This window comes from Christiangramia oceanisediminis, from assembly GCF_022570735.2.
GTDB lineage: Bacteria > Bacteroidota > Bacteroidia > Flavobacteriales > Flavobacteriaceae > Christiangramia > Christiangramia oceanisediminis.
This window is the reverse complement of record NZ_JANCNS010000002.1, coordinates 311,506-331,275: the sequence shown is the minus strand read 5'-3', so window position 1 is coordinate 331,275 and position 19,770 is coordinate 311,506. Positions and strand designations below refer to the sequence as shown.

The 19,770-nt window shown below is 35.4% G+C and carries 21 protein-coding genes; 17 read left to right on the top strand and 4 right to left on the bottom strand.

Going from position 1 to position 19,770, the window contains the following annotated elements:
* Window positions 1-19: 19 nt before the first annotated feature.
* Window positions 20-985, bottom strand: a complete 966-nt coding sequence (locus MKO06_RS08765; protein ID WP_241551805.1) for an IS110 family RNA-guided transposase — start codon at window positions 983-985, stop codon at window positions 20-22.
* A 414-nt stretch (window positions 986-1,399) separates the two neighbouring features.
* Between MKO06_RS08765 and MKO06_RS08760 the strand changes: the two genes are divergently transcribed.
* The 4 genes from MKO06_RS08760 (at window position 1,400) to MKO06_RS08745 (ending at window position 3,596) form a co-directional block, all read left to right on the top strand.
* Entirely contained in the window at window positions 1,400-1,648 is a 249-nt protein-coding gene (locus MKO06_RS08760; RefSeq protein ID WP_241551804.1) for a DUF6364 family protein, read from the top strand.
* Window positions 1,649-2,071 carry a type II toxin-antitoxin system VapC family toxin gene (locus MKO06_RS08755; RefSeq protein ID WP_241551803.1) on the top strand — a complete coding sequence of 141 codons (423 nt, stop codon included), beginning with the start codon at window positions 1,649-1,651 and terminating at the stop codon, window positions 2,069-2,071.
* 151 nt (window positions 2,072-2,222) lie between these two features.
* Complete coding sequence (locus MKO06_RS08750; protein ID WP_241551802.1) at window positions 2,223-2,765, top strand: toxin-antitoxin system YwqK family antitoxin; 543 nt, start codon at window positions 2,223-2,225, stop codon at window positions 2,763-2,765.
* 162 nt (window positions 2,766-2,927) lie between these two features.
* A complete protein-coding gene (locus MKO06_RS08745) occupies window positions 2,928-3,596 on the top strand; it encodes a hypothetical protein (protein ID WP_241551801.1) in 669 nt (222 codons plus the stop codon).
* Window positions 3,597-3,637: 41 nt separating this feature from the next.
* Here the strand turns inward: MKO06_RS08745 and MKO06_RS08740 are convergent, their stop codons facing one another.
* Entirely contained in the window at window positions 3,638-4,603 is a 966-nt protein-coding gene (locus tag MKO06_RS08740; protein WP_241551800.1) for an IS110 family RNA-guided transposase, read from the bottom strand.
* A 449-nt stretch (window positions 4,604-5,052) separates the two neighbouring features.
* On the opposite strand from MKO06_RS08740, the gene MKO06_RS08735 reads away from it, so the two are divergent.
* From MKO06_RS08735 to MKO06_RS08695, 9 genes are all read left to right on the top strand, one after another.
* Complete coding sequence (locus MKO06_RS08735) at window positions 5,053-5,484, top strand: nuclear transport factor 2 family protein (protein WP_241551799.1); 432 nt, start codon at window positions 5,053-5,055, stop codon at window positions 5,482-5,484.
* Window positions 5,485-5,913: 429 nt separating this feature from the next.
* Entirely contained in the window at window positions 5,914-7,230 is a 1,317-nt protein-coding gene (locus tag MKO06_RS08730; RefSeq protein WP_241551798.1) for an amidohydrolase family protein, read from the top strand.
* A 270-nt stretch (window positions 7,231-7,500) separates the two neighbouring features.
* Window positions 7,501-7,836 (top strand): type II toxin-antitoxin system RelE/ParE family toxin, encoded by a 336-nt coding sequence (locus tag MKO06_RS08725; protein WP_241551797.1) that lies wholly within the window; start codon window positions 7,501-7,503, stop codon window positions 7,834-7,836.
* Between the two features lie 5 nt (window positions 7,837-7,841).
* Entirely contained in the window at window positions 7,842-8,171 is a 330-nt protein-coding gene (locus MKO06_RS08720) for a helix-turn-helix domain-containing protein (protein WP_241551796.1), read from the top strand.
* 173 nt (window positions 8,172-8,344) lie between these two features.
* Window positions 8,345-9,601, top strand: coding sequence for a TlpA disulfide reductase family protein (locus MKO06_RS08715; protein WP_241551795.1), 1,257 nt, complete (start codon window positions 8,345-8,347; stop codon window positions 9,599-9,601).
* Window positions 9,602-10,165: 564 nt separating this feature from the next.
* Window positions 10,166-10,342 (top strand): hypothetical protein, encoded by a 177-nt coding sequence (locus tag MKO06_RS08710; RefSeq protein ID WP_241551794.1) that lies wholly within the window; start codon window positions 10,166-10,168, stop codon window positions 10,340-10,342.
* A 206-nt stretch (window positions 10,343-10,548) separates the two neighbouring features.
* On the top strand, window positions 10,549-11,091 hold the full coding sequence (locus MKO06_RS08705; RefSeq protein WP_241551793.1) for a hypothetical protein: 543 nt from the start codon (window positions 10,549-10,551) through the stop codon (window positions 11,089-11,091).
* 241 nt (window positions 11,092-11,332) lie between these two features.
* Complete coding sequence (locus MKO06_RS08700) at window positions 11,333-11,818, top strand: YybH family protein (RefSeq protein WP_241551792.1); 486 nt, start codon at window positions 11,333-11,335, stop codon at window positions 11,816-11,818.
* Between the two features lie 245 nt (window positions 11,819-12,063).
* Complete coding sequence (locus tag MKO06_RS08695; protein ID WP_241551791.1) at window positions 12,064-12,474, top strand: hypothetical protein; 411 nt, start codon at window positions 12,064-12,066, stop codon at window positions 12,472-12,474.
* Window positions 12,475-12,702: 228 nt separating this feature from the next.
* Here the strand turns inward: MKO06_RS08695 and MKO06_RS08690 are convergent, their stop codons facing one another.
* Complete coding sequence (locus MKO06_RS08690) at window positions 12,703-14,283, bottom strand: TlpA family protein disulfide reductase (protein ID WP_241551790.1); 1,581 nt, start codon at window positions 14,281-14,283, stop codon at window positions 12,703-12,705.
* A 215-nt stretch (window positions 14,284-14,498) separates the two neighbouring features.
* Between MKO06_RS08690 and MKO06_RS08685 the strand changes: the two genes are divergently transcribed.
* Both MKO06_RS08685 and MKO06_RS08680 read left to right on the top strand, forming a co-directional pair.
* Window positions 14,499-15,062: a DUF4256 domain-containing protein gene (locus tag MKO06_RS08685; RefSeq protein WP_241551789.1), complete on the top strand. Its 564-nt coding sequence runs from the start codon at window positions 14,499-14,501 to the stop codon at window positions 15,060-15,062.
* Between the two features lie 95 nt (window positions 15,063-15,157).
* Window positions 15,158-16,021, top strand: coding sequence for a hypothetical protein (locus MKO06_RS08680; RefSeq protein WP_241551788.1), 864 nt, complete (start codon window positions 15,158-15,160; stop codon window positions 16,019-16,021).
* Window positions 16,022-16,203: 182 nt separating this feature from the next.
* Here the strand turns inward: MKO06_RS08680 and MKO06_RS08675 are convergent, their stop codons facing one another.
* The gene (locus tag MKO06_RS08675) at window positions 16,204-16,536 is read right to left on the bottom strand and encodes a carboxypeptidase-like regulatory domain-containing protein (RefSeq protein WP_241551787.1); all 333 of its coding nucleotides are present in this window, start codon (window positions 16,534-16,536) and stop codon (window positions 16,204-16,206) included.
* Between the two features lie 279 nt (window positions 16,537-16,815).
* Here MKO06_RS08675 and MKO06_RS08670 point away from each other — a divergent pair, with 279 nt between their 5' ends.
* Both MKO06_RS08670 and MKO06_RS08665 read left to right on the top strand, forming a co-directional pair.
* A complete protein-coding gene (locus MKO06_RS08670; protein WP_241551786.1) occupies window positions 16,816-17,820 on the top strand; it encodes an NADP-dependent oxidoreductase in 1,005 nt (334 codons plus the stop codon).
* 96 nt (window positions 17,821-17,916) lie between these two features.
* Window positions 17,917-19,299 carry a S41 family peptidase gene (locus MKO06_RS08665; RefSeq protein ID WP_241551785.1) on the top strand — a complete coding sequence of 461 codons (1,383 nt, stop codon included), beginning with the start codon at window positions 17,917-17,919 and terminating at the stop codon, window positions 19,297-19,299.
* The last annotated feature ends 471 nt before the right edge of the window (window positions 19,300-19,770 follow it).

Genomic DNA, 19,770 nt, shown 5'->3' with positions numbered 1-19,770 from the left:
AGGTAAATTCCAAGTCCTTTTAAGCTAATTTCGACATATAATTTTCCTGGTAATAAGTTCCGGACTTAGCGATGGCAAATGCCTGTTTCAGGAGTTTATTACATACTGCTATTAGTGCCAGTTTCTTACTCTTTCCCTTCTCTACGATTCGCTCATAGATTTCCCTGCAGGCCTTGTTGGTTTTACAGGCAGTGAAGCTACACATGAAAAGTAAATTCCGAAGCTTTCGATTGCCTACCTTGCTGATTCGACTGCGACCTCTTACACTGGTTCCGGATTGCCTAATCGTCGGAGTGATGCCGGTATAACAGCAAAGCTGCCTGGCGTTCTCAAAACTGGTAAATCCGTCTGTGAGAACGATCAATAACATCGCCGTCTTCTTTCCCATTCCCGGAATGCTGGTTAATTGCTCCAGTTGTTCTTCCTGGGTTTTCCTGACTAGGGATTCCAGCTTGGTTTCAATCTGATCTAATTCCTTCTCTAATTGCTTCAGCATGCGTAATAACGATCTACTGACCGTATTTGAAGGTGTTCCCAGAGCTTTCTCTCCATGGATCTTGTTCTTTACGGCTGTACGTTGCTTCAGGTAAAGATCCTGCAGACTCAGCAGCTGCAAACATTCTGCCTGAACAGAATTTCTAGCCGTATATAAAGGAACTTTATTGGCTTGGGCATATTCACAGATCGCTCTGGCATCACTTTTATCCGTCTTGACCTTGGAGAGCTTCATCTGAATAAAACGCTTCACCGAAAGTGGATTCACAACCGACACCGCTATACCTTTCTCATACAGATACTGAGCTAATCTGTAATGATAATAACCAGTGGCTTCCATAACTACCAAACTGTCTTTATTAATAAACTTCAGTAAGCCCTTAAAGCCTTTTTCATCATTGGAGAATTGATCATGCTTGCCATCCTGGTCAACTACATCAAAGAATGATTTACTGATGTCTACTCCGTAAAAATGTTTAATTTTATCCATAAGAGAATGATTGGAAAGAACAGCTACTTTGGTTTTCATCGACTTAAAAACGAGATCCAGGTCTCACAGAACTAAACGAAATTAAAGTAGAAAAGAGAGGGGATCACCATTGTTGACGGAATCTCAAGTTCCCACGGTTCATGTAATCTTATTCCTCTCTTTTGTTCTTTCTGGTTATACATTCAAAATTTAGAGAAATTAAACTTAAGACGGCTTATCGCAAATAACGGGTATTACCGAAAAAGTGTAATTTTAGAAACCAGGAAAGAAAACAAATAATCCGACAACTTCGCGTCCCAACTCCCGCAACTTGCGATAACCGCAGCCGTTGGGCGTAATTATTTACAAAAATTCTACTCCATTTTAAATAATACGGATATTTTAACTATTTTTGTACGTATAAATATTTGTTTTATGGATACAAAGCTGACATTAAAACTTAACCAGGAAATAATTGAACAAGCGAAAAAATATGCTTCCGATAAGAAAATGAGCTTATCAAGAATTGTAGAAGCGTATTTACAATCGCTGACTACTGACAAAAAAGATTCAGATTTTGAAATTTCTCCATTTATTAAAAGTCTAGCTACTGGAACAAAAATTCCGACTGACTTAGATTATAAAAAAGAGTATTCAGATTCATTATTGGAGAAATATAAATAAATGAAAAAAAGATTATTTCTAGATACAAATGTCATTCTTGATTTACTCGGGGAACGAGATCCTTTTTATGATTCCATTGCTAAAGTAGCATCGTTAGCCGACAAAGAACAATTAACAATAGTTGTTTCTCCAATATCATTTGCCACATTAAACTATTTTCTTTCCAAATTTGAATCTGCAAAAATTGCTCAAGAGAAACTGAGAAAATTCAAAATCATATGCGAAATCTGTAAACTTGATGAACACATTATTGAAAAGGGATTGAACTCTGATTTCAAGGATTTTGAAGATGCCTTACAATATTTCAGTGCGACTGATTCAGATTGCGACATCATAATAACCAGAAATGGAAAAGATTTTAAAAAGTCTTTGCTACCAGTGATGACTGCAAAAGAATATTTGCAGAGTATAAAAACAAAATAACTACGCCCAACAGCGGTTCATCTCAAATTCCGGGTATTGAGGAAAAAGTGTCATTTTAGAAAACAAGAACTAAAACGGTAAGCCGACAAGTTTGCGTCCCAACTCCCGCAACTTGCGATAACCGCAGCCGTTGTGCACAATTTTATAACAGATGAAAATCACTTATTTAATAATATTTTTTTCTACAATTTCGGTTTATAGTCAAGAAATTGAATACGAACTTATCTTTAAAGATTCTTGTTCTGAAAAAATTATTGAAAGTGATTTATACCATCTTGAAAAGAATGGAAAATCCTACTCAACATTTGAATCAGATGAAGGAAAAATAATACTTCCTGAAAAGGGATTATACAAACTTTTTGCATCAGAAATAGGAGAAGTTCATCAGGTGGAAATAAACCAGGAGATAAATTCAGACACTTTATATATACCTAAAATTAGAGAATATCTTTTAACTCACACTGAACCGAATTACATCTTTAGAAAATGCGACAAAAAATGTGAAGGTATTGAAACAGGATATTATTCAAATGGTACAATTCGGTTGGTAGGAGAATTTAAAAATGAACTCGTAGTTGGAGAATTAAAACGATTTTATCCTAACGGGAAAATTAAGGAGGTTTCTATTTACAATAAACGTGGTTTTTTAACCAAAAAAACTGAATTTGATGAAAATGGGGAATTAATCAAATAAAACTGTGCACAACAGCGGTTCATCTCAAATTCCGGGTATTCCGAAAAAAGTGTAATTTTAGAAACCAAGAAACAAAACCGGTAAGCCGACAAATCCGCGTTCCTACTCCCGCAACTTGCGATAACCGCAAACCGTTGGCACTAATGCAAACAATAAATTTGAATGAATAAACAGGATTTAATAAAGAGAACTGACAAACTTATTGATCAAGGTAGAAAAGTCTTAGCAACTAAAAAATTTGTAGAGTTATCTGGAGAAATAGTAGATAGAGGTTTAAAAGATGGATTCCGAACTGCATCCTTATCATTTATTAAAAATTTATACGGTGATTCTCATATTTATTATAAAGATTTTGAATCCAGAGTAAAGGGAGTAGGTTTCCGAGAGATTGAAAGTGGAATAAACATTTTGCTCGCTATAAAAGATGAAATAGACAATGATTGGCTATTGGCAATAACTATGATGATTTCTGCTGAAATTTTCTCAGATTTTCTTGAAATGGGTAAATACTTACTCGATCAAAATTATAAAGATGCTGCGGCTGTAATGATTGGTTCTGTATTAGAAGAACACTTACGTTTAATCTGCAAGAAAAATTCAATAGATATTGAGTTTACAAATAATGCTGGAGACACTAAAGCTAAAAAAGCAGACACAATGAACGCAGATCTTGCTAAAGCTAACGTTTACGGAGTTTTAGAGCAGAAAAATGTAACTGCCTGGTTAGATTTACGAAATAGAGCTGCTCATGGTAAATATACTGAGTATACCAAGGAACAAGTTGAGATTATGTATCAAGGAGTTTTAAATTTTATTATGACTAATAAGTAGCACTAGTGCCAACAAAGAACTAAGGTAAAATCCAAGTACTTTTAAGCTAATTTCGATATATAATTTCCTTGGTAATAGGTTCCTGATTTGGCAATGGCAAATGCCTGTTTCAGCAGCTTGTTACATACGGCAATCAATGCCAGTTTCTTACTCTTCCCCTTCTCTACGATTCGCTCATAGATTTCCCTGCATGCTTTATTGGTTTTGCAGGCCGTGAAGCTGCACATGAATAGTAAATTCCGAAGTTTACGGTTGCCAACCTTGCTGATTCGACTACGACCTCTTACACTTGTTCCGGATTGCCTTATCGTGGGAGTAATCCCTGTAAAACAGCAAAGCTGCCTGGCATTCTCAAAATTGGTAAATCCGTCTGTAAGTACAATTAGGAGCATCGCTGTTTTCTTTCCCATTCCTGGAATGCTGGTTAATTGCTCCAGTTGCTCTTCCTGGGTTTCTCTGACTAATGATTCCAGCTTGGATTCGATCTGACCTAGTTCCTTCTCTAATTGCTTTAGCGAACGATTCAAAGATCGAGTGACTGTCTTCGAAGGTGTACCGAGGGCTTTCTCCCCATGCGTCTTGTTCTTCAAAGCAGTACATTGTTTCAGGTAAAGATCCTGAAGACTCAGTAGCTGCAGGCATTCTGCCTGAACTGCATTCCTGGCTGTATACAATGGAACTTTTGTAGCCTGAGCATATTCACAGATCGCTTTGGCATCGCTCTTATCGGTCTTGATCTTGGAGAGTTTCATCTGAATAAAACGCTTGACCGAAAGTAGATTCACAACCGACACCGTTATACCTTTCTCATATAGATACTGGGCTAACCTGTAATGATAATAACCTGTGGCTTCCATGACTACAAGGCTATCTTTCTGAATAAACTTAAGTAAGCTCTTAAAGCCTTTTAAATCATTGGAGAATTGATCATGTTTACCATCCTGATCTACTACATCAAAGAATGATTTGCTGATGTCTACTCCGTAAAAATGTTTAATTTTATCCATAAGAGAATAATTGGAAAGAACAGCTACTTTGGTTTCATCGACTTAAAAACGAAATCCAGGTCTCACAGAACTAAACGAAATTAAAGTAGAAAAGAGAGGGGATTATCATTGTTGACGGAATCTCTAGTTCCCACGGTTCATGTAATCTTATTCCTCTCTTTTGTTCTTTCTGGTTATACCATCAAAATTTAGAGAAATTAAACTTAAGACGGTTCATCGCCAATAAGCGGCACCGTTAGAAAGAAAATAATTATCTTGACCAACAAACCAATACTAAGCCGACAAATCCGCGTCCTCACTCCCGTGACTTGCGATAAGCGAAACCGTTGTGCAGCATTTTAAACAAAGATTTTCTAAAAAATAGAATAAAAGCAATAATCTTTTTGTGTAAAATCTTAAAAGAAAAAAAGAAGCTTTAAATTTAATACACCAGATTAAGCATAAAATACATGAAAAAAATTTTTTTAATACTCCTATTTTTTCCATCACTGATATTTAGTCAAAGTTCAAATGATTTAAAGCAAATGAGTCTGGCAGAGCTAAACGATTATTTATTCACAGAAATGGCTTTAAATAAAAACACAGAGCCTTTAAATAAAATTGCAACTGATGATTTTGTTTTAATTGCTGCGCCTGGCATGATTGAAAACAAAATGCAGGCCATTGAGGGAGTTGATAATTTGAATATATCTTCTGTCAAAGTAACGATTGATAAAATTTTAGAAAAAGAGAACATCGGAATTGTAATAGGAGTTTTAGAAATGGAGGGGACAATTATGAATAGACCCGCACCAAAAAGAATAAGGTATTCAAGTGTTTTTATTAAAGAGGATGGAATGTGGAAACTTCAAACTCGAACGATGACCCCAATGAGGATGTAGAGGATTAATTATACTCATTTTGCTTGTTTCATTTTCCTATAAAGGGATAAATATTAATTGCAGAGGGAATGGACTAACATGCTCTGGTTACAAAACAATTAAGTAATTAAAACGCAGCACAACAGCGATTAACGAGACCAATATGCGTTATTCCGGGAAAAACAATAACTTAGAACTCCAAACAACAAAATAACAAGCCGACTACTCCGCGTGCTAATCTCCGCAAACTGGCGTTAATCGCAACCGTTGTGCAGCATTTTAATTGAAAGCTTTAAAAAAATTACATGACGTCAATATAGCTTCATTCTTTTAGTAGAGCATTTTAAAAAAATAAATCAACTTTCTTTTAAAAGTTTTAAATTTATTAATAAGACGGTTAAGGATTCCCCCTCTTCTTATGGATAAACATTCAACTAATACACCTATATTATGAAAAGAAAAAATCAAATTCGCCGAGTCCTTTTTCTTTTTATACTTTTTTCAGTGTGTCTTAATGCTCAAAACGAGCCGATAGCTTTATCAGGAGTAAATCTTTGGCATAATGGTAGCTTTACACCGAATAGGACAGTTCTAATTGAAAAAGGAATTATAAAAGAAATCTACGAAACTGGTGCCAAAAAACTTATTGATTCTGTCAAAGAAATAGATTTGAAAGGTCATTATATTATTCCCGGCCTTATCGATACCCATGTTCATATGGGAATGGGAAATAGGGCTCTTCCTCGTTCTCCTGATACCGCCAGATTAGAATTCAAAAGATGGATTTACAGTGGTGTAACTTCTGTAAGGGATATGGGTGGAGATGCACGCTTACTGGCCTATGAAAACAGGCTTATTTTTCGTAATGAAAATCCTGGTCCTGAAGTTTACTTTTCATCAACATTTGGAGGCAATGATATGATGGATAAGGATATTCGTATGAAAATAATAACACAAGGTGTGGAAATGGAAAATGCAGGATGGACACAGAGGGCTACTCCAGAAATGGATGTTAAACTGAGTGTTACACTGGCCAAAGGTAGCCTGGTAAGCGGGATTAAATTCTATGCGGGAATTGATGCAGACTTAATAAAAGAAATTACTGAGGAAGCTCACAAACAGGGCCTGAAAAGCTGGGGCCATTTAACTGTTTTTCCGAATAGGCCTATAGAAGTGATTGAGGCTGGCGTAGATGTGGTGTCTCACGTTTGGGGAGCATTCTGGCAAGATGAAGATGTGGATCCTACTAAAAGAATCCCTTTTACCCACACTAATTTCAACAATGCTCGAACTGCTATTTATCCAGCGGATCTTTCGAATCTGAACGCCGACAGTCCCGAACTAAAAATGTTACTGGATGAAATGGTGAAACGAAATGTAATCTGGGATATCAATTACTCGGTATATAATACAAAAATGCACGATTTATATAGAGCATATGCCATGGCTGCTAGTAATGCAGGAGTAATGCTATCTACGGGCACAGATTATTATAATGATATTACCGATCCATATCCAACTGTCTTCAAGGAAATAGAAGATCTGGTAATTGATGGTATACTGACAACTGCACAGGTACTTGAAGCAGCTACTTTAAATGGAGCTAAGGCAATAGGTATTGAGAATACACACGGTACAATAGAAAAAGGTAAAATTGCCAATTTAGTAGTGTTAAGAAAAAATCCAATAGAGGATATAAAATCTATAAGGGCAATTGAGTTTACGATGAAGAATGGAAATATTTTTTACAGAAAAGATTACAAATAAATCACTATACAAGGTGTAACCTTGTGTTCTAATGCATAATTCAATATTAAAACGCAGCACAACAACGCATAACTCAAATAGGCGGCACCGTTAGTAAGAAAAAGTTTATATTCACCAAGAAACAAAATAGGTAAGCCGACCAAGCTGCATAACCTACTCCGCCAACTTGTGTTATGCGAATCCGTTAGCTGCAATATTTCCACAAAATAAAGTTTCCATATATAGAAACTTTTGTTTAATTTTGATTCAAGTTAATTTGATAAAAATTGAATGAAAGAAAAATTTGATGTTCTCTTTTTGGACCAGGCAATAGACTTCATAGAAAGTTTGGATCCGAAATCCAGGAAGAAAATAATCTACAATATTGATAAAGCTAAATATGTAAATGATCCAAGGTTATTTAAAAAGCTGACAGAAAATATTTGGGAATTCAGAACAAAATTTAGCGGAATTCAATATAGATTATTTGCGTTTTGGGATAAATCTGATAACAAAGAGACTTTAGTAATTTCAACACACGGAATTGTCAAAAAAGTCAGTAAAGTTCCAAAAGCAGAGATTGATAAAGCAGAAAAAATCAGAACTGATTATTTAAAAGAAAAGTAAGAGTTATGGAAACAAAGAAGAAAAATAGAAGAATGACTTTAGACCAAATGAAAGATAAACATATTGGGGAAATTGGTTCTGAAGAAAGAGAAAAATATGAATTTGATTTAAGATTAGATGTACTTGGAGAAATGATAAAATCTGTTAGAAAAGAAAGACATCTAACTCAAGAACAACTCGGAGAATTGATTGGTGTCCAAAAATCTCAAATTTCAAAATTAGAGAGGAATGCTAAAAATGTAACTATTGAAACTATTTTAAAAGTTTTCAAAGCGTTAAAAGCAAATATTAAGTTCAGTATAGAAATGGCCGATGGAGATTTCAAGATTGCCTAGGACAAGAAATACAGCAGCTAACAGCGGTTAATCTCAAATTACGAGTATTGCGAAAAAAGTGTAATTTTAGAAATCAAGAAATAAAACGGTAAGCCGACAAGTCCGCGTCCCCTACTCCCGCAACTTGCGATAACCGCAGCCGTTGTGCAAAATTTTTAGATAATTATCCGATTATGAAACCTATCGTAAGAATAATATTATTTCTTTTAATTACCACATTACCTAGTTGTAATTCAGAAGAAGAAAAAGCTCTAAAGTTGACAGGAGAAGTTATTGATGCCAAAACTGATACTATCATTTTAATTAAACCTAATCAAGATGTAAGATTTGATTCTTTAATCAAAATCCCTGTCATAAATGGAAAATTTGAATATAACGAAATGCTTAAAAACCCAGAAGTTGTTCAACTAGCATTTGCCGAGTCAGTTAAAAATGGTGCTTATAGACCTATGCCGTTATTTTTAGAAAATCAAAAAATCAAATTGACAATCTATCCAGAAGATGAATTCGATAGAAATAAAATTGAAGGTGGTGAATTAAATTATGATCACGAAAAATATAGAGACAAATTCGAAGCAAAATTCAATACTCAAATCACTCCCATTCGAGATAGTTTAAGTCAATTATTCAAGACCAATAATTACTTTAGTGAAAAGGCAAAAAAGCTTCATGAAGAATTAAGAATATCAAAAAGTCAAGATGAAAAGCTCACTATTTTTAAAGAATTAGAAAATTTAGAAAAAAACGAACAGCATTTGAGCCAGGCAGCTGAAAAATTAGAAGAAAGATTATATCCTATCCTAGAAAAACAAAAGCAATTTCAACAATCTTATATAGAGGAAAATCCTTCATTAATATCTTATCACCTATTTTTAGATAATCTTATTTACAATAAAGAAAATATTGATTTAAAACAGGCAAAAAAAAATTATCAAATTCTCTCTAAAGCCAACCCAGGCCATCCCTACAATGAATTATCTTCTAAATTGATATCTGCGATTGAAAATTTAAAAGTCGGAAAAAAATATATAGATTTTTCTGCTCCGGATTTAAATGGTAAGAAGATAAAATTATCTGACAAAATTGAGGGAAAAGTTGCCTTATTAGATTTGTGGGCTACGTGGTGCGGACCTTGTATCAAAAAAACCAGAGAAATGATTCCTATTTATGAAGAATATAAGGATCAAGGATTTACAATTGTAGGTGTAGCTGGTGAATTTAAAAATACGGAAAGATTAGAAAGATTTCTTGAAAAGGAAAAATGGCCTTGGAAAAACTTGGTTGAATTAGATCGTAAAAATAACATTTGGCAAAAATATGGAGTTGATGGTAGCGGAGGTGCTCTTTTCCTTATTGACAAAGATGGAACAATACTTTCTAAGGATCCTACTGCCAAAGAGGTCACACAATTACTTAAAAGTCATCTTTAGTACTAAAACTTTGCACAACAGCGGTTAATCTCAAATTCCGGGTATTGCGGAAAAAGTGTAATTTTAGAAACCAGGAAAGACAATGGTCAATCCGACAAGTCCGCGTACGTACTCCCGTAACTTTCGATAATCGGAACCTTTGTAAAAAAATGGTGCTATTCAAAATCCGTTTCTATATTGCAATGGAAAAGATGAATTTATTTTCTAAAGATAGCTCAGATATTATGACCTTCAAGAATCTGACATTTGGTTTAATATTTCTATTGGTTTCATTCAAACCAGAGTTTAAATATCAAGATCAAGCTTTACTTAACGATATTTCTAGGGGATTACTTAGAAGCGGTAATAAAACGAAAAAAGCATATTAGAAATCAGATAGTAACGGATATTAATGGAAAACATTGGACTTCCAACTTAACTTATACTAACCTGAATAGGATAAAAAATTTTGATATTGAAAAAGATTCTGATATCATAGACTTCAATAGGGTTTTTAGTAAAGAGAATTTTCAAGTTTTAAAAAAAGAAAAGCAGTATAAAACCTGGTCAAAAATTTTTCCTGATTTGAAATTTCACAAAAAGAAGGAATCAAATTTTATTGTATCCCTTCCAATTTTAAACGAAGAAAAAAATTATGCAATATTCTATGTTGGAGACGATTTTAGCGGAAATCTAGTTGTTTATAAAAAAGAGGGTAATGAATGGAAATATTTTGCCATAGGTTCAATTTGGATATCCTAAAGTGTAGAAATAGATTTCTAGAGATTTTATTATAAGCATCACATTTTACAACAGCGGTTCATCTAAATTTCGGGTATTGCCGAAAAAGTGTAATTTAGAAAGCAATAAAGAGAAACGGTAAGCCGACTAATCCGCGTCCTCATTCCTGTGACTTGCGATAGCCGTAACCGTTATAATGTGTTTTCAGAAACTAAAATCTATATAAAATGAAATTATTGCTCCTTCTATCAATAGTAATTCTGTTCAATTCGTGTGTTGAGAATTCTCAGGAATCTTTAATAGGAAAACAGTTTTCGGATCATAAAAGAATAGCTGCCCTAGAAGATTTTGAAAAAGTATCTGATACAACCTTTTATATTAATCAAGAAATTGAAAAAGAATATAGTCTACTAAATTTGAAAAAGGCGAACACTGATCTTATCGTTTATTCCCTGATTAATTCAGATCCAAATGAAAAAAGATCTTATACAATTTTAGATACACTGATGATTAATTCAAAAAAATCAGAAAAAATAACAATTGGTTATTGTGAATTTAATTTAAGGAACCAAAGCGCAGGAAATATCATAGCCCTGGTTGAAACAATAGATAATAAAAAAATGTTTAATCAAAGTATTAAGGCAGCCTGGAGTGCAAATTCCCAAACTGAAAAAATCGAACATATAAATAATTTAAAGAATATCCAGTGCCTTAATGCCTGGTACGATGGTGAAAGCGAAACCATTACTTATGACGAATTAGAAGACTAGCAAACGCACTACTACAGCGGTTCATCTAAAATTTTGGGTAGTGCAAAAAAATGTAATTTTAAACATCAAGAAAGAAAATGGTTAGTCCTACAAACCCGCGTCCCATACTCCGCGAACTGGCGATACCGGGACTGTTCTAGCAATTAACCCTCGATACCTAGTTCCGACTTCTAAATCAGCCTAACTAACTATAATTCAGATTTTTAATTTAAATTAGATTATGACCAAAATAATCTGAAAAATGAAAAATCTAGTAACAGCATTTATAGTTTTTAGTCTTATTTCTTGTGATAACAACCACAAGAAAATAGTAAATACCGACGATAATTCGATAGATGTGAAAAATGAACTTGCTTCCATTGAAGAAACAAGAAATAATTTTGAAATGGCTATTGCTGAAAAACGCTATGAGGATCTAGCCAAGTACGCGACTGAAGATCTAATTTCATTGACTCCAATATGCGGAGACTGGGAAGAATATAAAAAAATGATGAAAGATCCTTCTGGACTATTTAGCTACGATAGCATTCGAATGAAACCAGGAGAAACTATTTTATTAAATGATTCAATTGCTTATGATTTTGGAACCAGTTCAAGTTTCTATACTAATTCCCAGGGTAAGGCAGTAGAAATAAAAGCTTCATTTTTAGCTATTTTGAAAAAAGATAAAACTGATGGAGTTTGGAAACTCCATAGAGAAGTTGCTACCACCAATACAAAAGACTAATAATAAAAACATACTTGTGCAAAGGCTCCTTGCTGCAACAGCGCGAATCCCAAATATCGGATAGTCTGGAGAAAATGCTTATTTTAGAAATTTGAAATCACAAGGCCTGCAACATCGCGTCCGAAGTTGTTATTGCTAGATTTATACTGCAGCAAAAGGTTTCGAAATAGTAAAAAAACAATTCAATGATCAAAGGAAAACGCCTTTCTCCCTGTTTGTAAGTATCAAAATTCACAACTCAAAAAATGGTAAAATTTTTAGGTCATTTCCGCATTATGAAGTATCATAAAATTTTCTTGCTATTACTTTTTATCAATTCAGCTTATGCTCAAGATATACCTTCAAAGACTGAATTAGAAAATGAAATAATTGGAACCTGGCATCTGGAAAAAAGTCCTGAAGATAAGATTGTATTTTTCAAAGATGGAACTTTAAAAAGGTTTATTGGAGATATTTTGAAGTCAACAAGTCACTATAAGATCACAAAAGACTGTAACGGAGAACAGCTTTTAGATAATTGGTTTCTTAAAGAAACAGATAGTGATGGAGTTTCTAATTGTGTTTACATTGAAGGGATCAATGCTAATAATAATGGGATTTTATCTTTAATGACTACATCTCAAGGTAAGATAGTGATTTATACAAAAGAGGATTAAACCAAGTCTCTGTAGATGGAAACTTGCAATACAACCCATATTTACAATTCAGGTCCTCTTTAAACAGAAAATTCTATCAATGAATTAGATATAAGCCTATTAAAGGTTGACCATTCTTGGTTCTGTTTTTAGAACATTTGAATGGTGCTTAGCAAGTAATAAACATCATTTCACTCCTACTTTTCTGTCATCCATATGCCATTTATTCATAAAGTTAAAAGTTCCAATTCATGGTTTGGAAATACTTTTGATCAACCTCAAAAAGTTTTCCTTGACAAACGGACTTGGTGCATTATCTAGAATGATGCTATTATCCTGATCCAGGATGATATACCTCGGAATACTTTGAACCTTAAAGAATTTTACAAGGTCTGATTCAAAGTGATTTTCAATCCAGAAACTATTAGAGCTGTTTAGATTTGGATTTAGGTCTTGGACTCCTTTTTTCCATTTTTCAGTAGTGGTGTCTAATGATAAATAGATCCATTGGATATCAGCAATTTCCTTTAGCTCTTCCTTAAGGCCAGAAGTTTCCCGAATGTCCCTGATACAGGGAGGACACCAGCTGGCCCATAGATCCAGGATTTTTAATTCCGGGCCTTGCTTCAAAATTTCCTGCAATGTTATACGCGCTCCGGAATGGGTCACCAATTCCGATTGTAAGACTTCTTCGGAAAGTTCAAAATTAAAATTGCTTAATTCGTCGCTGATTTCGGCCATTCTGGATTTATAGCTGTCTTTCTCGAACCTGGGCTCATATTCAGAAATTGCCGATTTCAAAGTTTGGATGTTATTTTTACTGGAGCCAAAGCCTTTGTTATGATAGTCACTGATCATTCTGGCTATGGCATAATCTCTTACTTCACCTTCAAAATGCTCTTCAATGAACTGTTTTTCAGCTAAAAATTTCTCCTTGGTATAAGGCAGGTTTTCTGAAGACAAAAAATAATACCTGATAAACGGATTGATCGAGTTTTTGTAGAAAGTATTGGTTATATCTGGATTAGTTGAAAAATCCTGGACATCGATGCTTCCGAAATATTCACTGTAAGAGAACATGGTTTCAGATTTCCCAGCTTCTCGCTGAAGAATCGGGAGCAAACCATCCTGCTCATTAAAGTAAAACTCACGGTTGCTGGACGGAATATTCCTGGGTTGGATCAGGTTATTGAAATATTCGTATTTCAGATCTTTACGAATGCTTGAAATTGCATTTTCAGTTAGATCTTTATTATCTGAAATATATGCTCTCAAAAATTCAAGTTTCTTTTGATAGATAGCTGCTATGCTTTTCCCGTATTCCTGAATGTCACCCGAGTAATTATTTTTAGCGTAATCTGGGGTTGCATCATATAGATCCTGGTAAAAACTATTTTCAGGATCGTCGGGTCCCAGGGAGTGAATTTTACCATCTTTCATTTCAAACCGGACGGTTTCGCCGGGTTTGATAAAAAACTTGGTTCTGTAATACTTATTATCGCCTATTGCCATAATTTCCATGAACTGTGGACTATCCAGCGAATTCAATTTCAGCCTCATGGAATCATTGCTAATCTCCTTTTCCTCATCCTTATGATTTGTTCCGAACAAATATGAATGATTAATTACATTGAAGTATTTAAATGCTTTGGCATCGTCCCCCTTCCCAATGAGAACAGCCGGTTTTGGGGTGCTGATCTCTGTGTTGTCTACCTGACTCTCACTTTCCAAAACTGCTTCCTGTTCGTCGGTTTGCCTGGCATCCTCTCTGCAACCGGCTATGATAAGGCTAAATAAAACTAAAAAGATGAGGCGGGGGCACTTATTCATTAGGGTCAATTTTCTGAAAAGGTATATAAAATGAAGCATCCGGCTATAAACACACCCTCATTTTAACATACTACACCGTTATTTGTTTTGATAATACGCATATAAGATTTGGCCGAAAAAAATTTAGACTTGTCTTTTAACCCTTTAAATTTCAACTTAGTTCTGAGGCCTTGACCAACTGGAAAGATAATTAGCGTGTAAAAAATTAAAAACTTATGACTTCAAAACGATCAATTTCAGATTCAGATTCAGAAGCTATCATTAAAATTTTAAAAGATCGCTTCAACAAGGCCCATGAAAGATTTCCCGGCCTGGATTGGGCACTTATTCAGAAAAAACTGGAACAAAATCCTGGAAAACTCTGGTCTATCATTCAAATGGAAAGAACGGGTGGTGAACCAGATCTACTGGATTATGATAAAGACACGAATCAATTAACTTTTTGCGACTTTTCAAGAGAAAGTCCTAAAGATAGACGAAGCCTTTGCTATGATCAAAAAGCGCTGGAATCAAGAAAAAAATTCAAGCCAAAAGATAGTGCCATGGGAGTTGCTTTAAATATGGAAGTCGAATTAATGACCGAAGCTCAGTACAGGAAATTGCAGCGAATTGATAATTTCGACACCAAAACTTCCAGCTGGTTACAAACCCCAGAAGAGATCCGGGAATTGGGAGGAGCTATATTTGGTGATTTTAGGTACGGTCGCGTCTTCATCTACCATAACGGTGTAGAATCTTATTATGCTGCCAGGGGATTCAGGGCTATGTTGAAAATTTAGATCTTTAGTTTCTGAATTAATCACCTCCATTTTCCCCGATCTGTTGCTAATTATTATATTTATCGAATACTTACTCAAACCAGAAATACAGCTTCATGAAAAAAATCCAGGTGGGTTTTTTGATGTCTTACGATTACGAATTGCTCAGAAACTCCATTCCGTTAGTCTATGAGCATTCAGACTCCATAACCATTGCCCTGGACATTAACTTCAGAACCTGGACCGGTGAAAGATTTACTGTTCAGGAATCTTTCTTCAACTGGTTGGAAGAGATGGATACCAAAAATAAAATCCAGGTATATAAGGATGATTTCTATGATCCCAACATGGATCCCATGGAAAATGAAGTGAGGGAAAGAAAGATGCTTGCGGAGAGGATGGGCACCAGGAATTGGATCATCCAAATAGATAGCGATGAATATTTCACCGATTTTGAAGCCTTTACCCTGGAGTTAAGAAACCGGGATAAATACCTTATAAACCCAGAAAAGAATAAAATACAGATCGCCGGTTATTATGTGAACTTATATAAATATACAAATGATGGGATTCTGTACGTTTCTGGAGTGCGTAATCAGAAATTCGCCACCAACTATCCCAATTACGTTACCGGTAGAAATACAAAAGAACGGGTAATCTACGTACCTGTTATCGTAATTCATGAATGCCTGTCCAGAAGCGAGGAAGAGATCAAACAGAAATTATCCAATTGGGGTCATTCACATCAGATCAAGGCCGATGCCTTTTTGGAAAAATGGCGAAAAGTTGATGAGACCAATTTCAAGGAGTTTCAAAACTTCTTTTACCTGGAACCCGAAAAATGGAAATCCCTTGAATTTATTAAGGGCAGATCCCTGCAGCAACTATCAAAAAAGCTTTCAGAAAGAAAGCTTGAACCATCCCGGTTCTACCTTGCAAAAAAGAATTTTGGCCAGTGGTTCAAATTCCTGTTCAAATAATTTTTTTCAATAAGGGTCCCTGGTTCAACTTTGAGCATCCTGTTCAAACGATTATTCCATATCCACATGAATTAACCAATAACTTTTCCTGGTTTAAAAAAGACACCTATTACTAATCCTGATTTTAACACTTTTAGTCCAACGGACTGTGATCATAATCTGGATGGAAAAATACTTTATCTTTAATACTCTACTAAATATAAAAAAGAACCGGGAGCAATATCCTCCTCCTTATTCCCTACCGATTTGACAATGACATTAAATTCGGTTTTGGCCTCATATCCCAGGAAACTGGCGGTTACATTATAAGAGCCGGGTTCAATATTTTTAATTACGAACAAACCATCTTCATTCACGGTAGAACCTTTCTGTGTTCCATCTAAAACCACGGTGGCACCGAATAATGGAAAGCCCGTATCATCATAAACATATCCTCTTAATTCTCCTGTGGGATCCTGGGCAAACAGTACACCTGTATTCATCAATATAATCAACAGGTAGAAGATCTTTTTCATAGGTTTTTGGCTCATGAAGATTTGTAAGGCGAAATTATATCAATAATAAATCAGGTTTTTATTCGAATTAAACCAACCGCAAAATTAACTTCTTGCTTAATTTTTATTAAATGTATAGGTTTTATTTAACTCCTGTTGAATCTTAAGGAGTTCTAAAAGTGCATCGGCTTCTGGCTCAAAAATACTACCTTCAAAGACACTCCTTATACCTGGTAAAAAAGAATTCAATCTTCGCCAGGCTAAGTTGTCGAAATCGATTCAACCATTTAAAAGCAAGTTATGAAAGCAGTGCATATTACAGGATACGGCGAGTTTGAAAAAAATTTGGAATTTAAAGATGTTGAAAAACCAGAGATCTCTGAAAAGGAAATCCTGATCGCTGTAAAGGCCGTGTCTCTTAACCCTATAGACTACAAGATCGTAAAAGGAAACCTTAAGGAACTTCTTCAACTTGATCTTCCTGCCGGTATCGCTTATGACGTAAGCGGTGAGGTGGTAGAAACAGGATCTGCTGTTGAAAATTTTAAAGAAGGTGATGCCGTTTTTGGAAGGGTTCCCCAGGAATACATGGGTACTTTGGCTGAATTTGTGAAGGTAGATCCTGGCGTCATGGCTCACAAACCCGAAAATGTGACTTTTGAAAAGGCTGCGTCTCTTCCTTTGGTTGGACTTACAGCTATTCAGTCTTTGGAAAAAGTAAATTTAAAGGAAGGAGACCGTATCCTCATTCATGCGGGATCTGGCGGAGTGGGTAGTTTTGCCATTCAGTATGCAAAAGAAAAAGGCGCCATCGTTTACACTACTACCAGCAGCAGTAACCTGGATTGGGTAAAGGCCCTTGGAGCAGATAGGGTCATCGATTATAAAAATGAAGATTATAAGCAAGTTGCGAATGATCTGGATATTGTTTTTGACACTTTAGGAGACGATTACACTTTCGAGGCATTCGGAATTATAAAAGAAGGAGGTAAGGTAACCAGTATTGCGGGACCACCAGATGAAGAATCGGCCAGTCAAATGGGAATTCCAGACTATGAATTACCAGGAAAATTAGAAGATTTAAAGAAGCAAAAGTCAGCCGATTATAAATTTACATGGATGCAGCCAGATGCAGGCCAGCTAAAAGAGATCAAAACAATGATTGAGGAACGGAGCATCAGGCCGGTAGTAGATCTTATCTACTCTTACGAAGATTCTATAAAAGCATTTGAATACCTGGCAAAAGGACATGCACAGGGCAAGGTGATCATTAGTTTACAGGAAAAATACAATACAGGAAATTAAACTTTCAAACTGTATCTTTAGGCTTGATTCAAGATTAGTTCCGCTTTACGCAACAAAGCATAAATAGTTCAGTCTTTAGAACAAAACATTTATAGTATGAAAGGGATCCTTATTTTAGCCTGTTCTTTCCTGTTATCTGCACAAGCTATTAGCCAGTCAAAAAGCATGTTTTCAAATTCTGAAGTTCAGGATGACCTCGATTTCCTGTATAATTCGTTGATAGATGCCCATTACAATGTTTTTGCCTATACCAGCGAAGATGAGTTCAAATCAACTTACCAGACCATAAAAAAATCTATCCAGAAAGACTCTTTAAATTTACTCCAGGCTACCAGTTACCTTCAACAATTAACCGCTGCCGTCAAAAATGGCCATACGGCAATTGAATTTCCCGGCCAGGCTTATGCCGAATTTGTTTATAATGGCGGAAAGGTCTTCCCGCTGGAACTGGCATTTGAAAACAGGAAAGCATTAGTAAGAAAGAACTGGTCTTCAAATGCAAATATTCAGCCTGGACAGGAAGTTCTAAGCATTAATGATAGGTCCATAAAGGATGTTGTAGATAGCATTTCAAAACAGATTTCTGCAGAACGCAGCTATTTTACCCAGGTAAAGATCGAAATGTATTCTTTTCCCAGGTATTACTGGCAGGTGTTCGGAGAACAGGAAAACTTCAGTATAGAGATCTCGGAAAATAAGGATGTTGACTCCTATACTCTAGAGGCTATAAAAGCGCTGGATGAGTATGAAATGAAACGCAAAGAAGTTATGAACGCAAAAATGAAGCTTGATTTCCTTTCTGAAGCTGCCTATTTAAATCCCGGAAATTTTGGTGGTGATGAAAAGATTTATCAAATATTCATCGATTCGGCTTTTACAGAAATAAATAACAGGAAGACTGAAAATCTTATCATAGACCTTCGCAATAATATGGGTGGCGATAACTCCTTTAGTGATTACCTGGTATCTTATTTTGCGGATAAACCTTTTCAATGGAATTCCAGCTTTACCTTGAAGACAAGTAAATTTTTGAAAGAGAATGTTCGCAAAACCAGGGACACGACCAATCCCTTCTGGAAAGAAGCACTTGAACATGCCGATGGGGAAATCTATGATTATGCATTCGACTCCTACCAACCTCAACCAGCATCCAGAAGATTTGAAGGCAAAGTGTATGTTCTGGTCAACCGGCAATCACATTCCCAGTCTGCAGTGACAGCAGCACAGATCCAGGATTATGACTTCGGAACTATAGTTGGCGAAGAGACCGGTGATTATCCTTCTTTATATGCCTCTATTTTCGGCTTTGAACTTCCGAATACAGGCATCAATGTAAGCGTGTCAAAAGGTTATATGGTAAGGGTAAATGGCAGTACTGCAGAAGAAGGGGTAATACCAGATATACCTATACGTGACCATTTGCTGGATGAAAACGATGAAATCCTGAATATTTTATTAGGAAAACTGGAAGCAGACTGATCAAAAAACATTTATTAGGCCTGTCTTTGAGCGACGATCAGATTATATATTTATAAAATAGTATAGGAAACTGTTCTATAAGCTAATCATAATATTTGCAAAACCTTCGCATAACCTCTCTCTGTTAGCTTTGTAAAAAAGCTGCCTGTGACTATCCAGAAATTTCTTTTAAAATTTTTATCCTTACCCTTATTTGAAACTGAAAAAGTTTTCTGCTTTTACCTGGAAAAGAAAAAACGGCTCGGGTCTTACAGGGTAATTCATTTGAAGGACTGTGATTTGCTACCCGCACGCAAGGGCCGGGTCAAACTGGGTTATTTTGAAAGTTTTGAAGACCTATTGGAATCTTCAGAAAAAGAATTTGGAAAGGTAAAATTGTGCAAGCAGTGCTGTAAATTTTCCGCAGATCTGTAAAAAAAAGGGTGTACTCATCCCCCACCTGATGTACACCCTTAACTAACTTAAATAATC

What these genes read in the sequence shown, in the direction of transcription:
- MKO06_RS08690 (WP_241551790.1), bottom strand. Translation starts at nt 14,283, where the DNA reads ATGAATAAGTGCCCCCGCCTCATCTTTTTAGTTTTATTTAGCCTTATC.
- MKO06_RS08715 (WP_241551795.1), top strand. Translation starts at nt 8,345, where the DNA reads ATGAAACCTATCGTAAGAATAATATTATTTCTTTTAATTACCACATTA.
- MKO06_RS08720 (WP_241551796.1), top strand. Translation starts at nt 7,842, where the DNA reads ATGGAAACAAAGAAGAAAAATAGAAGAATGACTTTAGACCAAATGAAA.
- MKO06_RS08755 (WP_241551803.1), top strand. Translation starts at nt 1,649, where the DNA reads ATGAAAAAAAGATTATTTCTAGATACAAATGTCATTCTTGATTTACTC.
- MKO06_RS08735 (WP_241551799.1), top strand. Translation starts at nt 5,053, where the DNA reads ATGAAAAAAATTTTTTTAATACTCCTATTTTTTCCATCACTGATATTT.
- MKO06_RS08740 (WP_241551800.1), bottom strand. Translation starts at nt 4,603, where the DNA reads ATGGATAAAATTAAACATTTTTACGGAGTAGACATCAGCAAATCATTC.
- MKO06_RS08765 (WP_241551805.1), bottom strand. Translation starts at nt 985, where the DNA reads ATGGATAAAATTAAACATTTTTACGGAGTAGACATCAGTAAATCATTC.
- MKO06_RS08745 (WP_241551801.1), top strand. Translation starts at nt 2,928, where the DNA reads ATGAATAAACAGGATTTAATAAAGAGAACTGACAAACTTATTGATCAA.
- MKO06_RS08685 (WP_241551789.1), top strand. Translation starts at nt 14,499, where the DNA reads ATGACTTCAAAACGATCAATTTCAGATTCAGATTCAGAAGCTATCATT.
- MKO06_RS08730 (WP_241551798.1), top strand. Translation starts at nt 5,914, where the DNA reads ATGAAAAGAAAAAATCAAATTCGCCGAGTCCTTTTTCTTTTTATACTT.
- MKO06_RS08665 (WP_241551785.1), top strand. Translation starts at nt 17,917, where the DNA reads ATGAAAGGGATCCTTATTTTAGCCTGTTCTTTCCTGTTATCTGCACAA.
- MKO06_RS08760 (WP_241551804.1), top strand. Translation starts at nt 1,400, where the DNA reads ATGGATACAAAGCTGACATTAAAACTTAACCAGGAAATAATTGAACAA.
- MKO06_RS08675 (WP_241551787.1), bottom strand. Translation starts at nt 16,536, where the DNA reads ATGAAAAAGATCTTCTACCTGTTGATTATATTGATGAATACAGGTGTA.
- MKO06_RS08695 (WP_241551791.1), top strand. Translation starts at nt 12,064, where the DNA reads ATGGTAAAATTTTTAGGTCATTTCCGCATTATGAAGTATCATAAAATT.
- MKO06_RS08750 (WP_241551802.1), top strand. Translation starts at nt 2,223, where the DNA reads ATGAAAATCACTTATTTAATAATATTTTTTTCTACAATTTCGGTTTAT.
- MKO06_RS08670 (WP_241551786.1), top strand. Translation starts at nt 16,816, where the DNA reads ATGAAAGCAGTGCATATTACAGGATACGGCGAGTTTGAAAAAAATTTG.
- MKO06_RS08725 (WP_241551797.1), top strand. Translation starts at nt 7,501, where the DNA reads ATGAAAGAAAAATTTGATGTTCTCTTTTTGGACCAGGCAATAGACTTC.
- MKO06_RS08680 (WP_241551788.1), top strand. Translation starts at nt 15,158, where the DNA reads ATGAAAAAAATCCAGGTGGGTTTTTTGATGTCTTACGATTACGAATTG.
- MKO06_RS08700 (WP_241551792.1), top strand. Translation starts at nt 11,333, where the DNA reads ATGAAAAATCTAGTAACAGCATTTATAGTTTTTAGTCTTATTTCTTGT.
- MKO06_RS08705 (WP_241551793.1), top strand. Translation starts at nt 10,549, where the DNA reads ATGAAATTATTGCTCCTTCTATCAATAGTAATTCTGTTCAATTCGTGT.